Genomic DNA, 16,029 nt, shown 5'->3' on the forward strand with positions numbered 1-16,029 from the left:
TTCTGTGGTTCAAGATCCGCTGCGACGATCAGCCGGCAGGATCGTTTTCAGGGTGTCAGTGGTCGACGGCTTTCTCCGCGCCAACACCGGTCAGGGAGCGTACTTCCATTTCCGCCTGCTTGGCGGTGTCCTCGCGCTTCTTGTCCAGCACCGTGCCCAGCCAGCCGAGCAGGAATGCCAGCGGGATGGACACAATGCCAGGGTTGCTCAGGGGGAAGAAGGCGAAGTTGGCACCAGGGATCATGGAGGTCTTCAGGCCGGAAACCACAGGCGAGAAGGCGATCAGGATGATGGCCGAGCCCAGGCCACCGTACATGCTCCAGACCGCACCCTGGGTGGTGAACCGGCGCCAGAACAACGAGTAGACGATCGTCGGGAGGTTCGCCGACGCCGCGACGGCGAAGGCGAGCGCCACCAGGAAAGCCACGTTCTGGCCGTTGGCGAAGATGCCGCCAAGGATGGCCATCACCCCAATGACCACCACGGTGCGCCGCGCCACCTTGACCTCTGTCTCGGCGTCGGCCTTGCCCTTGGAGATAACGCTGGCATAGATGTCGTGGGCGAAGGACGCTGCGGCGGTGATGGTCAGGCCGGCCACCACTGCCAGGATGGTGGCGAAGGCCACCGCGGAAATAAAGCCCAGGAGCAGTGGTCCACCGAGATAGAAGGCCAGCAGCGGGGCCGCCGAATTGACGCCGCCCGGGGCAGCCTTGATCGTTTCGGCTCCCACCAGCGCCGCAGCGCCGTAACCCAGGACCAGGGTGAACAGGTAGAAGAGTCCGATCAGCCCGATGGACCAGACTACGGATTTGCGGGCTTCCTTGGCGGTCGGAACCGTGTAGAAGCGCATCAGCACGTGGGGAAGGGCAGCCGTTCCCAGGACCAGGGCGAGGGCCAGGGACATGAAGTCCAGCTTGGACGTCTCGGTCTTGCCGTACTGCAGGCCGGGGTTGAGAATGTTCGGGTTGCCCGAGGTTTCCACGGCGCCGCCCAGCAGGTCGGAGAGGTTGAACCCGTAGATGGCCAGCACCCAGAAGGTCATCACGGCAGCACCGGCAATCAGCAGGATCGCCTTGATGATCTGGACCCAGGTGGTGCCCTTCATCCCGCCGATCAGTACGTACATGATCATGAGGGCGCCGACGACGATGATCACCAGTGCCTGTCCGCCCCAGTCGCTGATGCCCAGCAGCAGCGAAATGAGGCTGCCTGCTCCGGCCATCTGCGCGAGCAGGTAGAAGAAGCAGACGGCGAGGGTGGAGATGGCCGCAGCGATGCGGACCGGCCGCTGCTTGAGCCGGAAGGAGAGGACATCGGCCATGGTGAACTTTCCGGTGTTGCGGAGCAGCTCAGCGACCAGCAGCAGGGCCACGAGCCAGGCAACCAGGAAGCCAATGGAATACATAAAGCCGTCGTAGCCGTTGATGGCGATGGCGCCGGTGATGCCCAGGAACGATGCGGCGGACAGGTAATCCCCGGCAATTGCCGTTCCGTTCTGGGAACCGGTGAACGAGCGGCCGGCCGCGTAGTAGTCCGCAGCGGTTTTGTTGTTCCGGCTGGCGCGCAGCACAATCACCATGGTGACGGCAACGAAAAGGCCGAAGATGCCCATGTTCAGCAACGTAGTGTCCTTGAGCGCGGCCACATCCACCGCGGTGGCAATTCCGATCATTTGGTGACTCCACTCACTCGGTTGCCGCCTTTGTCGAACTCATGGCCTTCGATTTCGTTGCGGATCTCCGCCGCGATGGGGTCCAGCCTCCGGTTGGAGTAGCTGACGTACCAGCCGGTGATGGCGAACGTGGAGATGAACTGCAGCAGGCCCAGGATCAGGCCGACGTTGATGTTGCCCCACACTTTGGTGGACATAAAATCGACGGCGTAGTCAGCCAGCAGGACATACGCGAAGTACCACAGCAGGAATGCCACGGCCATGGGGAATACAAAGCTGCGGTGACGTTTGCGCAGTTCCTGGAACCGCTCTGTCGACTGGACCTGTTCGAAGTCCACGGACGCCGCTGCGTCCGGAGTGTGGGCATCGTTACCCATCGTTCCTCCTCATTGAGACTTGCCTGGTTCACACCGGCCGAGGCCTGCGGGCAGGATTCGGACAATGTGACTGCAATCACTCTGCGCTGCCGCGGGCGGCCATTCCAGAACCATGGCCGGAACGGTCGCTCAACGGTTACGATGCTGCGACTAACGGCACCCGCCGCTACGCTGGGCACCATGCCAGACTCCCCGCTCCTGACCGCCGCCGCAGTTGCGGTGATTGTGCTGGCGATCGCCGTCGTCGTCGGCGTTGGCATCAAGCTGCTCCGGTCCTTCCGTGAGTTGGGCACCGACGCTGAGCGCGCCACGTACAACACCCTCCACGCTGCATCGAGTGCCGGCCAGCACCTTCGTACCGGCCTCAACCCGGCAGGCGCCGCCAAAGCGAGCCGGCAGCTACGGAACTTGCTGGGCTGTGAAGCGCTGGCCATCACCGATACGGCCGGTGTACTCGCCTGGGACGGTGCCGCCGAGGAACTGAAACCGCGGTTGATGGACCTGGCTGCAGACGTCCTGCTCGGCGGCCGGACCGCGGTGCTGCAGGCGCGGGACCTGGGTGCGGGGCTGGCCTCCGGAAGCCTCGCCGCCGTCATCGCTCCGGTACGTGCCGGGTCACGGGTGGTGGGCGTCGTGGCGGCGTTTGCCCCGTCGGCCGGCGCTGGCCTGGTCCGTGCCACCAGTGAAGTGGCGGACTGGGTGGCGGTCCAGGTGGAGCTGGCTGAGCTGGACGCGTCCCGGACGCTGCTGATGGAAGCCGAGGTGCGGGCGCTGCGCGCCCAGATCAGTCCGCATTTCATCTACAACTCGCTGAACGCCATCGCGTCTTTCATCAACACGGACCCGGAGCGGGCGCGCGAACTCGTGGTGGAATTCGCCGATTTCACCAGGTACTCGTTCCGGCGCCACGGAGACTTCACCACGCTGGCGGAGGAACTGCGCTGCATTGACCGGTACCTGCTGCTGGAGCGTGCCCGATTCGGTGAGCGCGTCCAGGTCAGCCTGCGGATCGCGCCCGAAGTCCTGAGCACCGTCATTCCATTCCTCAGCCTCCAGCCGCTCGTGGAGAACGCCGTCAGGCACGGCCTGGAAGCCAAGGAAGGGGCGGGCCACATCACCATCACTGCCAACGATTCGGGCGCCTACGCGGAAGTGACCATCGAGGACGACGGCGTGGGGATGGACCCTGCCGAGCTCCAGTCGATGCTGGCCGGGCACCACGACGGCGACCATGTGGGGCTCCGCAACGTGGACGCCCGGCTCCGGCAGGTCTACGGTGACCAGCACGGCCTGGTGATCGAGACGGCCCCGGGAGAAGGAACGCTGATCACCATGCGCGTGCCCAAGTCCCAGCCCGGCCATGACGCCTGAACGCGGCAGTCTGATCCCAGCCGCCTCCGGCGGATAATGTAGGACCATGATTAATGTCCTCGTCGCCGACGACGAGCTACCCGCCGTGGAGGAACTGGCCTACCTGCTGGGCAAGGACGACCGGATCGGGGTCATCCACCGGGCTACGTCCGGCGCCGAGGCACTGCGGGCCCTGAACACCGAAAGGATTGACGCCGTCTTCCTGGATATCCATATGCCCGCCGTGTCCGGCCTTGACGTGGCACGCGCCATCACGCGCAGCAGCAAACCTCCGGCGGTGGTGTTTGTGACCGCGGACGAGGACTGCGCCCTGGAAGCCTTCGAACTGGCCGCCGTGGACTATCTGCTCAAGCCCGTCCGGGCCGAGCGGCTCTCCCGGTCGGTGGGCCGGATCAGCGAGCTGCTGCGCGACGGCGCCGCCGCCGCCCCCGAGATGATCACCGTTGACCAGGGCGGCACCACCAGGATGATCAGGCGCGACGACGTCACGTACGTCCAGGCGCAGGGAGACTACGCCCGGCTGCACACCGCGGATGCCAGCTACCTCATCCGTGTGCCGCTGGCCGATCTGGAGCAGCAGTGGGCGGAGGCCGGGTTCATCCGGACGCACCGGTCCTACCTGGTTGCGCTGAAGCATGTGCAGTCCATGAAACTGGCGGCGGACAAGCCCAGCGTCTCGGTGGCCGGCGCCGGCCTGCCCATCAGCCGCCGCCACCTTCCCATGGTCAGGGAAAAGCTGGAAGCCACCCGCATCCGGCCGCAGGCATGACCCGGGTCCGCGTCACCGCCCCGCGCTCTGCGCCCCGGCCCGCAGGGGAATCCCGCGAGGCGGCGGAGGAATCAGACGTGGGACAGGTCTTCGTCCGCTCCCTGATCCGTTCCCAGCTGCGGCTGGCCCTGGTGGTGGCCATCGGGTTCCTGCTGATCCTGTCTGCGTTCCCGTTGCTGGCAGCCGTGCCGGGCTTGGCCGATACCCGGATTGCGGGTGTCCCGTTCGACTGGATCCTGCTGGGTGCCGGCATCTATCCAGTGATCGGCCTCAGCGCCTGGCTTTTTATCCGGGCCGCGGCACGGAATGAGACCCGCTACCGGGACCTGGCCGGGGACAAGTGATGGCCTGATGAATCCCGTCGTGGGTGTGATGGCACTTGTTATTGTTTCGCTGGCAACAGCCGCCATCGGGTTCTACGGGCTGCGTATTTCCCGGACCACCGGAGATTTCTACGTGGCCTCCCGGACTGTCAGGCCATGGTGGAACGCCTCGGCCATCGGCGGAGAGTACCTCTCTGCGGCGAGTTTCCTCGGCGTAGCCGGGCTGATCCTGCTGTCCGGTACCGACGCGCTGTGGTTTCCCGTGGGCTACACCGCCGGCTATCTGATGCTGTTGCTCTTTGTGGCCGCACCGCTGCGCCGGTCCGGCGCCTACACAATCCCGGACTTCACCGAGGCCAGGCTGGATTCGCGCGCAGTCCGACGTGTGACCAGCGTGGTGGTGGTTGTGGTGGGCTGGCTCTACATCGTGCCGCAGCTCCATGGTGCGGCCCTGACCATCCGGATCAGCACGGGGCTGCCGGCCTGGGTGGGTTCCGCCGCAGTGGTGGTTGTGGTGTGCCTGACCGTTGTGGCCGGCGGCATGCGCTCCATCACCTTTGTGCAGGCCTTCCAGTTCTGGCTGAAGCTCACAGCCCTAGCTGTGCCCGTCCTGTTCATCGTGTTTACGCTCGCCGGTGACGGGGAAGCCGCTGTGGCCCCCGCCGTCGTGAATCCCACCGGGCTGGCCCCGGCCGGACCGTACCAGAACATCTCGCTGCTGGTGGCGCTGCTGTTCGGCACGCTGGGACTCCCTCACGTCCTGGTCCGCTTCTACACGAATCCGGACGGACACTCGGCCCGGCGGACCACCCTGATCGTGCTCGGGCTGCTCTCGGTGTTTTACCTGTTTCCCACCGCCTACGGGCTGGTGGGGCGGATGTTCGCGCCCGAACTCGCCCGATCAGGGCAGCCGGACGCCGTGGTTCTCCTGCTGCCGGGGCGGCTGATCGGTGGAACCGCCGGCGATCTGCTCTCCGCGTTGGTGGTGGCCGGAGCCTTTGCCGCATTCCTGTCCACCACCTCCGGCCTGGTGGTCTCCTTGGCAGGCGTAATCAGCCAGGACGTGCTGGGAGGCGGTGTTCGGGGATTCCGGCTCGCCGCCGTCGTCTCGGCCGTGGTCCCGCTGGGATTTGCCGTGATGTCCGATTCCCTGGCTCTGGCCGGCAGCGTGGGCCTGGTGTTCGCGTTTACGGCCTCCACCGTCTGCCCGGTGCTCCTGCTGGGCATCTGGTGGCGCGGGCTCACCGATGCCGGCGCCATCGCCGGCATGGTGACCGGCGGCGTCCTCTGCGGTGGCGCCATGGTTTGGGGAACCGTCCTGGGCGCCCCCGGAACGCCGTTCTGGCTAGCCCAGCCGGCAGCGTGGACGGTGCCCGCCGCCTTTGCCGTGACAGTGTTTGTCTCACGGGCGACAAAACATCGGATTCCGCGGACCATGGCGCGGATCATGACCCGTTTGCACACGCCGGAGCGGCCGTTGGCTACCGAACGCTGATCTTACCCGCACAAGGGGTCCTGGGCTTCCCGCCGGGCGGCCGGAGGGAGGACAATTGCGGCATGTCCACGCAGGACGGAAGCACCCCCAACGAGGCGGACGGCGTCCCGCCGTCGGTCCGGGCGCAGCTGCTCGCCACCGAGCATTGGAGCCTGCTCGCATCCCGCAGCACTACACAGGCTGAGGTGCTGACCCGCATCAGCATGTTCCTGATGTTCACCTCCGCCAGCCTGGTCAGCCTGGCGCTGGTGGGCCAGGCCACCAGGTTCTCGGACATGTTCATGGTCCTGGCCGGAGTGGTGCTCTTCGTGGACATCGTCATCGGCTGCCTCACGCAGGTCCGGGTCTTCAATGTTGCGTACGAGGACCTGATGTATGTGCTCGCGATGAACCGACTGCGGGCGGCCTACGTTGACCTCGACCCGGGCATCGCCCGGTACTTCATGACCTCCGCGCACGACGACCTGCCAGGTTCCGTCCAGACGTACGACTTCCTGGGGAGCCGCAACCCACTGAGCCATGTGGCAGGAAGCAGCATGACTTTCATCAGCACAGCGAACTCGGCGCTCATCGCCATCATGGCAGGGCTGCTGACATCCCTCTTCGGGACCGGCGTCGCTGGTGCGGCCGCCGTAGGGGCAGTATTCGGACTGGCTTTTTTCACCGTTTCCGCGGTCTACGGCTACAGGACGTATATGGCAGTTTGGCGCCAATTAACGCCTGTGTCCCCCACGCCCAGGGAAAGTCATTGAGCCTGGTCCGGGCAGTGTGCCGGGAAGCTTTCAGTCGATAGCCGCCATGAGTTCAACCACGCGGTCCAGGAACGCATCGACCTGCGTCTCTTCGTAGCCGTCCTTGCCGACGGCGGGACGGAAGACCACCCGGCGGACGTTGTCCACGCTGAGCGGCTTGTCCTCTTCGAGGTAGCCGATCAGGTCGTAGCAAAGGTTGTCTACATCCACGATGTTGTAACTGCGGGCCTTCTTTTTTGACGGGCGCCGGAAGCGCTCACCGTCAGGCCGGTGAAGGCGGCCCCGGAGGATTCCGGAGAGGCTGCCGATCTCCCGCAGCCAGGCATCCTCGCCCTTGGCGGCGATCAGTTCGTCCCGTTCGCGGCGGGCGAAGGCGTCTTCGAGCCGGTCCAGCGCTGCGTCGACGACGGCGGCAGCGTAGCCGCCCTTGACCGGGTCAAAAGAGACGCCCCGGACATCGGCGCTGGTGACGGCATGGACGGTGGCCTTCGGCGTTTCAAGTGCCACCCTGGCCCGCTGGAGGAACTGGTCCACCTGTTTGGCGTTGTACCCGAATTCGTTGCCCCGCACGCGCTCAAACGACGCGGGAGATTTCCGTTGAAAGTCCAATGCCACTGTTGTTCCTTTGTTGCTCTTCAGCTGGGTCAGGTTACGCACCAGTCTATTGGCGCTGCCGGTGCTCCGGCGGAGGTGGGCAGTTAAGGTCGTGTCAGACGCCCGCGACCAGTGCGAACAGCACAAATGCCACGGGACAGGCGAAGACGATGGAATCCAGCCGGTCCATGACGCCCCCATGTCCGGGCAGGATGCTGCTCATGTCCTTGATTCCAAGTTCCCGCTTGACCATCGACTCGGCCAGGTCTCCTGCGGTGGACGCCGCAACGACTCCAACCGCAAGGATCACCCCCACCCACCAGGGTTTATCCAGCAGGAAAATGCTGGCGAGGATGCCGATCAGCATGGCCCCCGCAACGGATCCGGCGAAGCCCTCCCAGGATTTCTTGGGGCTGATTTTGGGGGCCATGGGATGTTTTCCCAGCGAGGCGCCTACGAGATAGCCGAACGTATCGTTCGAAACCACCAGCAGGAGCATCACGGCCACCTGCCAGGCCCCGGGCGGCACGGTCCCGCCAGGCCAGAGACCCACCGGGGTGGCGACACCGGCGGCGTGCAGCGGCAGCGCCGCGAAACTGATGAAGAACGGCACCCAGCCCAGCGTGAACACGCCGGCAAAGATGCTGTTCGCTGATCCCGCCGGGCTCTCCACTGAACGCCAGAGGAGAACTGCAACGCAGTTCAGGAGCATGGCGAAAAGGAGGCTCTCAAGACCGCCGAAATAGGCGGCAAACGGCATGCCGACTGTACCCACCATGACCGGGACGATGGGCATCCTGGTTCCGTTCGCCTCCAGGGCGCGGAAGATCTCCCAGACTCCGAAGACCGCGAACCCGGTGGTGACAGCCACGAATCCGAGCGGGAGGAAAACCAGTCCGCCCAGCACGCCGATCAGCATGGCCAGACCCACCACAATGGCTGCCGGAAGATTCCGGCCGGCCTTGGGTGTCGGATTACTCCGCAACTGTTTCCCCCTGGTGCGCGCCCTTTGTGTGGGGGCCTGCTCTGCCTGGCTCATCAGACTTCGAGCAGCTCTGCTTCCTTGCGCTTGAGCAGCTCGTCAATGCCGTCCACGTGCGCTTTGGTCAGGCCATCCAGTTCCTTTTCGGCACGGCTGCCTTCGTCCTCGCCGGCTTCGCCGTCCTTGACCAGCTTGTCCAGCGTCTCTTTGGCCTTGCGCCGGATGTTGCGGATGGAGATCTTCGCGTCCTCGCCCTTGGTCTTGACGATCTTGACGTATTCCTTACGGCGTTCCTGGGTCAGGTCCGGGATGGTGATTCTGATGACGTTGCCGTCGTTGGAGGGGTTGGCACCCACCTCGGAATCACTCAGGGCCCGCTCGATGTCGCGCAGCGCGGTCTTATCGAACGGCGTGATGAGGATGGTGCGCGCATCCGGAATGGCGAAGGAAGCGAGCTGCTGCAGCGGGGTGGGCGAACCGTAGTAGTCCACCAGGACCTTGTTGTAAAGGCCCGGGTTTGCCCGTCCGGTGCGGATCGAGGCGAAGTCTTCCTTGGCTACCTCTACTGCCTTGTCCATCTTCTCTTCGGCTTCGAGCAAGGTTTCTTCGATCACGGTCTCTCCTCAGAAATCAGTGCAGTCCGGATACCGGTTCCCTGCACAATCTTGGTTCAGTGTTCCTGGTTCCATTGTTGCCCGGCCGCGGCCATGGAACCGTACTCAGATCATCCTAGCTGCAGCTACGGGGTCACCAGGGTACCGAGCTTTTCACCCAGGATGGCGCGGGTGACGTTCCCTTCGCCTTCCATCCCGAAAACCACCATGGACAGGTTGTTGTCCTTGCACATGGTCATTGCCGTCTGGTCCATGACCCGGATGTCGCGGCGCAAGGCGTCGTCGTAGCTCAGGGTGTCCAGCTTCTCGGCAGTGGGGTCCTTCTTCGGATCCGCGGTGTAGACGGCGTCCACGCCGCTCTTGGCCATCAGGACAACGTCCGCGTGGACTTCCAGGGCGCGCTGGGCGGCAACGGTGTCCGTGGAGAAGTACGGCAGGCCGGCGCCGGCGCCGAAGATGACCACGCGGCCCTTTTCCATGTGCCGGATGGCCCGGCGCGGAATGTACGCCTCGGCGACCTGGCCCATAGTGATGGCGCTCTGCACGCGGGTTTCCACGCCGGCCTGCTCCAGGAAGTCCTGCAGCGCCAGGCAGTTCATGACGGTACCGAGCATGCCCATGTAGTCCGCGCGCGAGCGGTCCATGCCGCTCTGGGACAGTTCCGCACCACGGAAGAAGTTACCGCCGCCGACGACGATTGCGACCTCGACGTCGGGGACCGCCGCGGCGATCTGCTTGGCGACATCGCGGACGGTGTCGGGATCAACGCCCAGCTTGCCGCCGCCGAAGACCTCGCCGGACAACTTCAGGAGGACGCGGCGCCTGCTTTTCTCTGGCTGGCTTGAAGAATTGACGGCTTCCATGGGTGCCTTCCCGTTGGTGAACTCTGAAAAAGGTTATCGTGCCGGGTGGCCAAAGGTCTCATCGGACGATTAGCCGGTGCATGCAAAAGGGGCGGCCACCGAAGTGGCCACCCCTTTGCGGATTCGGCTAGGAGCCTACGCGGAAACGTGCGAAGGACGTGCCCTTGACGCCGGCCTCTTCGAGAACCTGCGCCACAGACTTCTTGGCGTCCTTGGCGAACGCCTGGTCAACCAGGACCTCACCCTTGTAGAAGCCTGTTACGCGGCCTTCCACAATCTTGGTCATTGCCGCCTCGGGCTTGCCTTCAGCTTTGGCAGTCTCTTCTGCAATGCGACGCTCGGACTCGACCAGGTCGGACGGTACGTCTTCCCTGGTCAGGTAGTTCGGGGACATCGCTGCGATGTGCACTGCAATGTCGTGTGCGGCGGTCGCAGCGGCTTCGCCTTCACCGTCAACAGCGAACAGGACGCCGACCTGGGCCGGGAGATCCTTGGACGTCTTGTGCAGGTAAGCGTCAACAGTGCCGCCCACAATGCGGGAGAGCTTGCGGACAACAACCTTCTCGCCGAGGATTGCGCCTTCTTCGACGACAACCTCGGACAGCGGCTTGCCGTCAACGTCGATGGCCAGGAGGGTGTCGAGATCGGCAGCGCCGGACTCCACAGCCACGGCCAGGACCTTGTCAGCCAGCTGGATGAACTTGTCAGCCTTGGCCACGAAGTCGGTCTCGCAGTTGACTTCGATCATAACGCCGACGCCGTTGCTGACCTTGGCGGCCACCAGGCCTTCAGCGGTGGAGCGGCCTTCGCGCTTCGTAGCGCCCTTGAGGCCCTTGATGCGGATGATCTCGATGGCCTTTTCGGCGTCACCGTTGGCTTCGTCAAGAGCCTTCTTGACATCCATCATGCCGGCGCCGGTGCGCTCGCGCAGAGCCTTGATATCGGCGGCAGTGTAGTTCGCCATGGGAACCCCTCTGTCTAGAAAATGTATGTGGTGTACGGACCGACAGGACAGCGGCTCACCGGGTGAGCCGCCATCCTGTCAGGTGCTCCGGCGCTGCGGGCAGCGCCGGAGAATCCGGATTTACTTGTCTTACTTGTCAGCGTCGGCGGCAGGAGCCTCGGCGGCAGCCGGAGCTTCCTCGGCAACCGGGGCTGCTTCTTCGGCTGCCGGAGCGGCAGCTTCTTCAGCAGCCGGAGCAGCCTCAGCAGCAGGAGCTTCTTCAGTCTTGCTGCCTTCGAGGAGTTCGCGCTCCCACTCAGCCAGCGGCTCTTCCGGAGCTTCCGTGGTGCCCGTGGCGCGGTTGTGGCGGGCGATGAGGCCCTCCGCAACGGCGTCGGCGACAACGCGGGTCAGCAGGTTGACGGAGCGGATGGCGTCGTCGTTGCCCGGGATCGGGAAGTCAACTTCGTCAGGATCGCAGTTGGTGTCCAGGATGGCCACAACCGGGATGTTCAGCTTCTTGGCTTCGTCAACGGCCAGGTGTTCCTTCTTGGTGTCCACGATCCAGAGCACGGACGGCGCCTTGGTCAGGTTGCGGATACCGCCGAGGTTGGTTTCCAGCTTGGTGAGTTCACGGCGAAGGAGCAGCAGTTCCTTCTTCGTGTACGCGGAACCGGCGACGTCGTCGAAGTCGATCTCTTCCAGTTCCTTCATGCGCTGGATGCGCTTGGAAACGGTCTGGAAGTTGGTCAGCATACCGCCGAGCCAGCGCTGGTTCACGTAGGGCTGCCCAACGCGGGTAGCCTGCTCAGCGATGGATTCCTGGGCCTGCTTCTTGGTGCCGACGAAGAGGACGGTGCCGCCGTGTGCAACGGTGGCCTTTACGAACTCGTAGGCGCGGTCGATGTAGGACAGCGACTGCTGAAGGTCAATGATGTAGATGCCGTTGCGCTCCGTGAAGATGAATCGCTTCATCTTCGGGTTCCAACGGCGGGTCTGGTGTCCAAAGTGGACGCCGCTGTCAAGCAGCTGGCGCATAGTTACGACGGGCATGCCGGCGCTCCTTCCGGCAGGTCATTCATGAGAGAACCTTTTCAGGCTCTCTTACCCTGCCAATAGTTGACGGTTATTTAGCGTGGCCCAAGGCGGGCCGTGCTCCTGGCATCCATTGCGACCCTTACCAGGACCGCGAGGCCCTGACCGCAAGAGACACAATCCTCCTCATACAAAGCCGGGGCTTCAGATGCGGAGGGCTGGATACGCGTAGTCAGTTGCTGCTCCCCCGCATTCCTGAATGAGGCGTGCCGACGCAAGCGTTGAGGGCACAGCAAACTGCTCCACCAAGTGTACTACAGGAGCCAATAACCGCTGGACTACCCGGGCGCCCTCGGCGGGCGTTTTCCACATGGCCAAAGTGGGCACTCCCCATCAGGGATCCGGCACGTAAAGCTGGGTTCATGAAAGCATCACTCGTCCTCGCCGCCGTGCTAATGCTTCCAGCCACGGCGGCCCCAGCAGGTACAGCCCCGCGCGATTCCTGGGAGTGGCCACTCTCCCCCAGGCCCGCGGTGCTGCGCGCCTTTGACCCTCCGGACAAGCCGTGGATGAGCGGGCATCGTGGCGTGGACCTTGAGGCAACGCACGACGGCGCCCCGGTCACCTCGCCGGAGTCCGGCACCGTCAGTTTTGTGGGAGTGGTAGTGGACCGCCCCGTGATCACCATCGATCACGGAGGCGGTCTCCGCAGCAGTTTTGAGCCGGTCGACAGCCCGCTCACGGCGGGAACCCTGGTGGCGAAGGGCGAACGCATCGGAACGCTGCAACCCGGGCACTGCGGCGCCATTGCCTGCGTCCACTGGGGCGTCCGGCGCGGGGACGCCTACGTCAATCCGCTGGAATTCGTCGCGGACCTCCGCCCGTCCATCCTGTTGCCCCTGGGGCCGGACACGGGCTGACGGCTGACGGACGACGGCTGACGGCTGACGGCTGACGGCTGACGGACGACGGCTGACGGCACTAGACGATGGCCGAGATCCCGGTTATGGCTCGGCCGGTCACGAGGGTGTTGATCTCGTGGGTTCCCTCATACGAGTAGATGGCTTCGGCATCTGCAAAGATCTTGGCCATCTCAAAGTCCGTCACGATGCCGTTGCCGCCCAGGAGGCTGCGGCCGATCGCAACACTCTCGCGCATCCGGGCGGTGGTGAATGCCTTGGCCAGGGCGGACTGTTCGTCCTTGGCCTGGCCGGCATCCTCCAGCTGGGAAAGCCGGACCATCATGCCCATCGAGCTGACCGCATTCCCCAGGATCTGCACCAGCTGGCTTTGGACGAGCTGGAACGACGCCAGCGGACGGCCGAACTGGTGGCGTTCCACGGCGTAGCGGCGGGCCACGTCAAAGGCTGCCAGCTGCTGGCCAACAGCCTGCCAGCCGACGGACAGCCGAGTGACCTTCAGGACCTTGTTGGTGTCGCGGAAGCTGTTGGCACCTGCCAGCTTGAAGAAGTCCGGAACCACTACGTTCTCCAGGACTATGTCTGCGTTCTGGACGGTCCGGAGGGAGATCTTGTTTTCGATCTTGGTGGCGCTGAACCCGGGCAGCGCCGTATCTACGAGGAAGCCCTTGACCTGGTTGTCGGCGAGGTCCCGGGCGTAGATGACCACCCAATCCGAGAATGTAGCGTTGCCGATCCAGCGCTTGTCGCCATTGAGGATCCAGGTGTCGCCGTCGCGCTGTGCTGTGGTGCGCGTGCCGCCGGCCACGTCGGAACCGCCCAGGGGTTCTGTGAGCCCGAATGCGCCGATCTTCTTCAGCGAATAGATATCCGGGAGCCAGGCGTCCTGCTGTTCCTGGGAGGCAAGGGCTTCGATGGAGCCGGTGAACAGTCCGTCGTGCACGCCCATGAAGGTAGCGATGGAAGTATCGGCGCGGGTGGCCTCGGCGTGGACCAGGCCGGCAAACAGGTTGGAGTAGCCCTGGCGCCGCACCGGGCTCACCAGGTCAATTTCGGCCAGCTTGGGAATGAGTTCCATGGGGAACTCGCCGCGGTTCCAGCAGTCCACGGCAATCGGCCGGACTTCGCGGGCAAGGAAACCACGGATCTCGGCGAGCCGGTCCTGCTCCTTGGCGGTGAGAAGCTGCTCGAAGGCGAAGAAGTCGCCGTCGGCGTATGGAAGGTTGTTGATGTCAATGGATTTCTTAGACATGGTTTCCTCGCTAGGGATCAGTGCTGATGGACGGCTCCAAGGCGCGAACATCCCCGGAAGTTCATTAAGTTACTGGTGAGTAACTTACCGCATCGGCCCTACCCTCCGCAACGGTGGCGATGGAAGGAAGCTGGACCTGCAGACGCCCGGCGGTCGAACGGTGCAGCGAACTTCGATAACGTCGGGTGCAAGGATGTTGCATCTTTTTACTTGGGGGAATTGTATTGACTGACCCGCACCGCGAGGCCGTTCTCATCCGGAGCAGGGACCAGCCCGGATTTCATGACAAAACCTCGCAAGTTTTGGATTACGTTGTCGCCGCCGACTTCACCTTCGTTACATTCCAGCCAGCCAGCAGCCCGCGGAAATACAAGTATTCGGCCCAGAACGTCATGATTCTGCGCAACCCGACACGCGAACCCATTGAGGATAGGGACCGTGTCAGCATCCGTGGAGATCCCGTGCAGGGAGTCACGGAGGTGTGGCGTTTTGACGGTCCAGGCCAGACCTGGTGGCGCGTTTTCTCCTTAACCAGCGGACGCGAAGACTATAGGACATGCAGGCAGGACGAGATCAGCATTGTCCACGCTGCGGAGGACGCCACCGAAGCTTACGACGTCCTCAACTACTGGCACCACGTCGTTTCCCATCTCGGGCAGGACGATCCATTGCGCCCCCTATACAAGAACTTTCGGACCGTCCCCCAGGGGAGCATCCTCGATCTCTATCTCCGCGGCGAAGCCCTGGATGCCTCGGCGGAAATCGGGGAACTTATTTTCCCGTTTTCGTCAAACCTCAGCCAACGCGAGGCTCTGATGAACGGCCTCACCCACCGTATCTCGGTCATCGACGGGCCGCCGGGAACAGGAAAGACGCAAACAATACTGAACCTGGTTGCCAACATCATCCGTTCCCCGGGGACAACTGTGGGCATTGTGTCTTCCAATAATGCCGCGGTGGAAAACGTCCGCGACAAGCTCGCGCGGGAAGGGCTCGGCCACGTCGTTGCAGACTTGGGGCGTAGCGACGTGAGACGTAAGTTCTTCGCGGGACAACACGCCGAAAACGTCGAGGTGCAACGCCAAGCCGGGCGCTCAACTGTGTCCTTGCCAGCAACCGGTCGGATTTCGGACCTCGACAAGCAACTCCAGCACTTGCAGGTGATGGCCCGGGAGCTGGCTATGCGGCGGCAGGAGCTGGATGCCTACAAACTTGAACGGCGTCACTTCAGCCACCATGTCGACAGTCACGAACTGCCCTCGCTTCCGGCATTGACACTCCTGAAGCGGCCGTCCAACCGTATCCTCGAATTCCTCGCCCAGACAGCGGCCGTTCCAGCGAATGAAAGTCGCCTCAAAAGAGTTTTTCGACGGTTCAAGGGCCGTTTTCGATATGGATCCACGAAGCACATCGATCCAGACAACACGGACGTAATCCTGCGTCTCCAGGCTGCTTTCTACGACAGCAAAATTGCGGAGTTGGAACAGCAAATCGAGCGAGCGAAAGCGCAGCTCGATCAGAACGACTGCCCCGGTCTCGAAGACGAACTAAGGCACTTGTCACGACAAGCGCTGGACGCCAGTCTGTACCAGCGCTATTCCGGTGGCCGGTCTCAAGGCTATTCGGACGACACTTATCGCCGGGACTTCAAGAACTTTGCCAACGATTATCCAGTGATCTTGAGTACCTGCCACTCGCTACGGCGAAGCATCCCGGCTGGCTTCCTGCTGGACTACCTGATCATCGATGAAGCGTCCCAGGTGGACCTTCTAGATGAGTAATTCCAAGGGCTGTTAGTGGTCGTAGGCGGTCAGTGAGCGGCGGACGGCCTGTCCTGTCTGGTCGTTGTGCCAGATCGCGGCGGTCATGGCCAGCACGCGTTGAACGATGCGGGCCGTGACGCCTGCGGGGGTGCGTCCGCCGTGTTGTTCAAGGTCCAGTTGGCCCTTGAGTGTGTCGTTGATGGATTCGATGATCTGGCGCAGGGGTTTGAAGAATCGGGACCCAGCCCGCGGTTTTTCGCCTTTGCGGGCCGGTCGCAACAGCTCGATTCCGGTCTGATCGACG

Annotated in this window: 16 protein-coding genes and 1 pseudogene; 7 read left to right on the plus strand and 10 right to left on the minus strand. The window is 63.6% G+C overall.

All coding sequences use genetic code 11. The features are described 5' to 3' along the window. Positions 1 to 55 precede the first annotated feature (55 nt). Both DAD99_RS02060 and DAD99_RS02065 read right to left on the minus strand, forming a co-directional pair. Positions 56 to 1,672, minus strand: a complete 1,617-nt coding sequence (locus tag DAD99_RS02060; protein WP_193340136.1) for a cation acetate symporter — start codon at positions 1,670 to 1,672, stop codon at positions 56 to 58. Further along, complete coding sequence (locus tag DAD99_RS02065) at positions 1,669 to 2,049, minus strand: DUF485 domain-containing protein (RefSeq protein WP_185263074.1); 381 nt, start codon at positions 2,047 to 2,049, stop codon at positions 1,669 to 1,671. The genes DAD99_RS02060 and DAD99_RS02065 overlap by 4 nt, the downstream gene beginning before the upstream one ends. Before the next feature lie 180 nt (positions 2,050 to 2,229). Here DAD99_RS02065 and DAD99_RS02070 point away from each other — a divergent pair, with 180 nt between their 5' ends. The 5 genes from DAD99_RS02070 (at position 2,230) to DAD99_RS02090 (ending at position 6,759) form a co-directional block, all read left to right on the plus strand. Then, on the plus strand, positions 2,230 to 3,420 hold the full coding sequence (locus DAD99_RS02070) for a sensor histidine kinase (RefSeq protein ID WP_185263073.1): 1,191 nt from the start codon (positions 2,230 to 2,232) through the stop codon (positions 3,418 to 3,420). Positions 3,421 to 3,466: 46 nt separating this feature from the next. Continuing rightward, complete coding sequence (locus DAD99_RS02075) at positions 3,467 to 4,189, plus strand: LytTR family DNA-binding domain-containing protein (protein ID WP_193340137.1); 723 nt, start codon at positions 3,467 to 3,469, stop codon at positions 4,187 to 4,189. Further along, positions 4,186 to 4,533, plus strand: coding sequence for a hypothetical protein (locus tag DAD99_RS02080; RefSeq protein WP_193340138.1), 348 nt, complete (start codon positions 4,186 to 4,188; stop codon positions 4,531 to 4,533). Before DAD99_RS02075 ends, DAD99_RS02080 begins: the two co-directional genes overlap by 4 nt. Before the next feature lie 7 nt (positions 4,534 to 4,540). Next, positions 4,541 to 6,007, plus strand: coding sequence for a cation acetate symporter (locus DAD99_RS02085; RefSeq protein WP_193340139.1), 1,467 nt, complete (start codon positions 4,541 to 4,543; stop codon positions 6,005 to 6,007). Positions 6,008 to 6,069: 62 nt separating this feature from the next. Continuing rightward, positions 6,070 to 6,759 carry a hypothetical protein gene (locus tag DAD99_RS02090; RefSeq protein ID WP_193340140.1) on the plus strand — a complete coding sequence of 230 codons (690 nt, stop codon included), beginning with the start codon at positions 6,070 to 6,072 and terminating at the stop codon, positions 6,757 to 6,759. Positions 6,760 to 6,789: 30 nt separating this feature from the next. Here DAD99_RS02090 and DAD99_RS02095 read toward each other — a convergent pair whose 3' ends face one another. From DAD99_RS02095 to rpsB, 6 genes are all read right to left on the minus strand, one after another. Next, on the minus strand, positions 6,790 to 7,374 hold the full coding sequence (locus DAD99_RS02095; protein ID WP_193340156.1) for a DivIVA domain-containing protein: 585 nt from the start codon (positions 7,372 to 7,374) through the stop codon (positions 6,790 to 6,792). 94 nt (positions 7,375 to 7,468) lie between these two features. Beyond that, a complete protein-coding gene (locus DAD99_RS02100; protein ID WP_193340141.1) occupies positions 7,469 to 8,392 on the minus strand; it encodes a phosphatidate cytidylyltransferase in 924 nt (307 codons plus the stop codon). Continuing rightward, on the minus strand, positions 8,392 to 8,949 hold the full coding sequence (gene frr, locus DAD99_RS02105) for a ribosome recycling factor (protein WP_185263067.1): 558 nt from the start codon (positions 8,947 to 8,949) through the stop codon (positions 8,392 to 8,394). The genes DAD99_RS02100 and frr overlap by 1 nt, the downstream gene beginning before the upstream one ends. A gap of 125 nt (positions 8,950 to 9,074) precedes the next feature. Next, positions 9,075 to 9,812, minus strand: a complete 738-nt coding sequence (gene pyrH / locus DAD99_RS02110) for a UMP kinase (protein ID WP_193340142.1) — start codon at positions 9,810 to 9,812, stop codon at positions 9,075 to 9,077. A gap of 127 nt (positions 9,813 to 9,939) precedes the next feature. Further along, on the minus strand, positions 9,940 to 10,776 hold the full coding sequence (gene tsf / locus DAD99_RS02115; protein ID WP_193340143.1) for a translation elongation factor Ts: 837 nt from the start codon (positions 10,774 to 10,776) through the stop codon (positions 9,940 to 9,942). Positions 10,777 to 10,905: 129 nt separating this feature from the next. Beyond that, positions 10,906 to 11,808: a 30S ribosomal protein S2 gene (gene rpsB / locus DAD99_RS02120; protein ID WP_056348267.1), complete on the minus strand. Its 903-nt coding sequence runs from the start codon at positions 11,806 to 11,808 to the stop codon at positions 10,906 to 10,908. Between the two features lie 404 nt (positions 11,809 to 12,212). Between rpsB and DAD99_RS02125 the strand changes: the two genes are divergently transcribed. Beyond that, positions 12,213 to 12,710 carry a M23 family metallopeptidase gene (locus tag DAD99_RS02125; RefSeq protein WP_193340144.1) on the plus strand — a complete coding sequence of 166 codons (498 nt, stop codon included), beginning with the start codon at positions 12,213 to 12,215 and terminating at the stop codon, positions 12,708 to 12,710. A 61-nt stretch (positions 12,711 to 12,771) separates the two neighbouring features. Here DAD99_RS02125 and DAD99_RS02130 read toward each other — a convergent pair whose 3' ends face one another. Then, positions 12,772 to 13,962 (minus strand): acyl-CoA dehydrogenase family protein, encoded by a 1,191-nt coding sequence (locus DAD99_RS02130; RefSeq protein WP_185263063.1) that lies wholly within the window; start codon positions 13,960 to 13,962, stop codon positions 12,772 to 12,774. Positions 13,963 to 14,186: 224 nt separating this feature from the next. On the opposite strand from DAD99_RS02130, the gene DAD99_RS02135 reads away from it, so the two are divergent. After that, a complete protein-coding gene (locus tag DAD99_RS02135) occupies positions 14,187 to 15,743 on the plus strand; it encodes an AAA domain-containing protein (RefSeq protein ID WP_193340145.1) in 1,557 nt (518 codons plus the stop codon). Between the two features lie 12 nt (positions 15,744 to 15,755). Here DAD99_RS02135 and DAD99_RS02140 read toward each other — a convergent pair. Next, a pseudogene (locus DAD99_RS02140) lies at positions 15,756 to 16,029 on the minus strand (IS982 family transposase); the annotation flags it as partial.

The organism is Pseudarthrobacter sp. AB1 (genome assembly GCF_014926485.1).
In the GTDB taxonomy this organism is placed as follows: Bacteria; Actinomycetota; Actinomycetes; order Actinomycetales; family Micrococcaceae; genus Arthrobacter.

Excerpts from the sequence above, each read along its gene's own strand:
- DAD99_RS02060 (WP_193340136.1), bottom strand. The coding sequence starts at position 1,672 with ATGATCGGAATTGCCACCGCGGTGGATGTGGCCGCGCTCAAGGACACT.
- DAD99_RS02065 (WP_185263074.1), bottom strand. The coding sequence starts at position 2,049 with ATGGGTAACGATGCCCACACTCCGGACGCAGCGGCGTCCGTGGACTTC.
- DAD99_RS02070 (WP_185263073.1), top strand. The coding sequence starts at position 2,230 with ATGCCAGACTCCCCGCTCCTGACCGCCGCCGCAGTTGCGGTGATTGTG.
- DAD99_RS02075 (WP_193340137.1), top strand. The coding sequence starts at position 3,467 with ATGATTAATGTCCTCGTCGCCGACGACGAGCTACCCGCCGTGGAGGAA.
- DAD99_RS02080 (WP_193340138.1), top strand. The coding sequence starts at position 4,186 with ATGACCCGGGTCCGCGTCACCGCCCCGCGCTCTGCGCCCCGGCCCGCA.
- DAD99_RS02085 (WP_193340139.1), top strand. The coding sequence starts at position 4,541 with ATGAATCCCGTCGTGGGTGTGATGGCACTTGTTATTGTTTCGCTGGCA.
- DAD99_RS02090 (WP_193340140.1), top strand. The coding sequence starts at position 6,070 with ATGTCCACGCAGGACGGAAGCACCCCCAACGAGGCGGACGGCGTCCCG.
- DAD99_RS02100 (WP_193340141.1), bottom strand. The coding sequence starts at position 8,392 with ATGAGCCAGGCAGAGCAGGCCCCCACACAAAGGGCGCGCACCAGGGGG.
- pyrH (WP_193340142.1), bottom strand. The coding sequence starts at position 9,812 with ATGGAAGCCGTCAATTCTTCAAGCCAGCCAGAGAAAAGCAGGCGCCGC.
- tsf (WP_193340143.1), bottom strand. The coding sequence starts at position 10,776 with ATGGCGAACTACACTGCCGCCGATATCAAGGCTCTGCGCGAGCGCACC.
- rpsB (WP_056348267.1), bottom strand. The coding sequence starts at position 11,808 with ATGCCCGTCGTAACTATGCGCCAGCTGCTTGACAGCGGCGTCCACTTT.
- DAD99_RS02125 (WP_193340144.1), top strand. The coding sequence starts at position 12,213 with ATGAAAGCATCACTCGTCCTCGCCGCCGTGCTAATGCTTCCAGCCACG.
- DAD99_RS02130 (WP_185263063.1), bottom strand. The coding sequence starts at position 13,962 with ATGTCTAAGAAATCCATTGACATCAACAACCTTCCATACGCCGACGGC.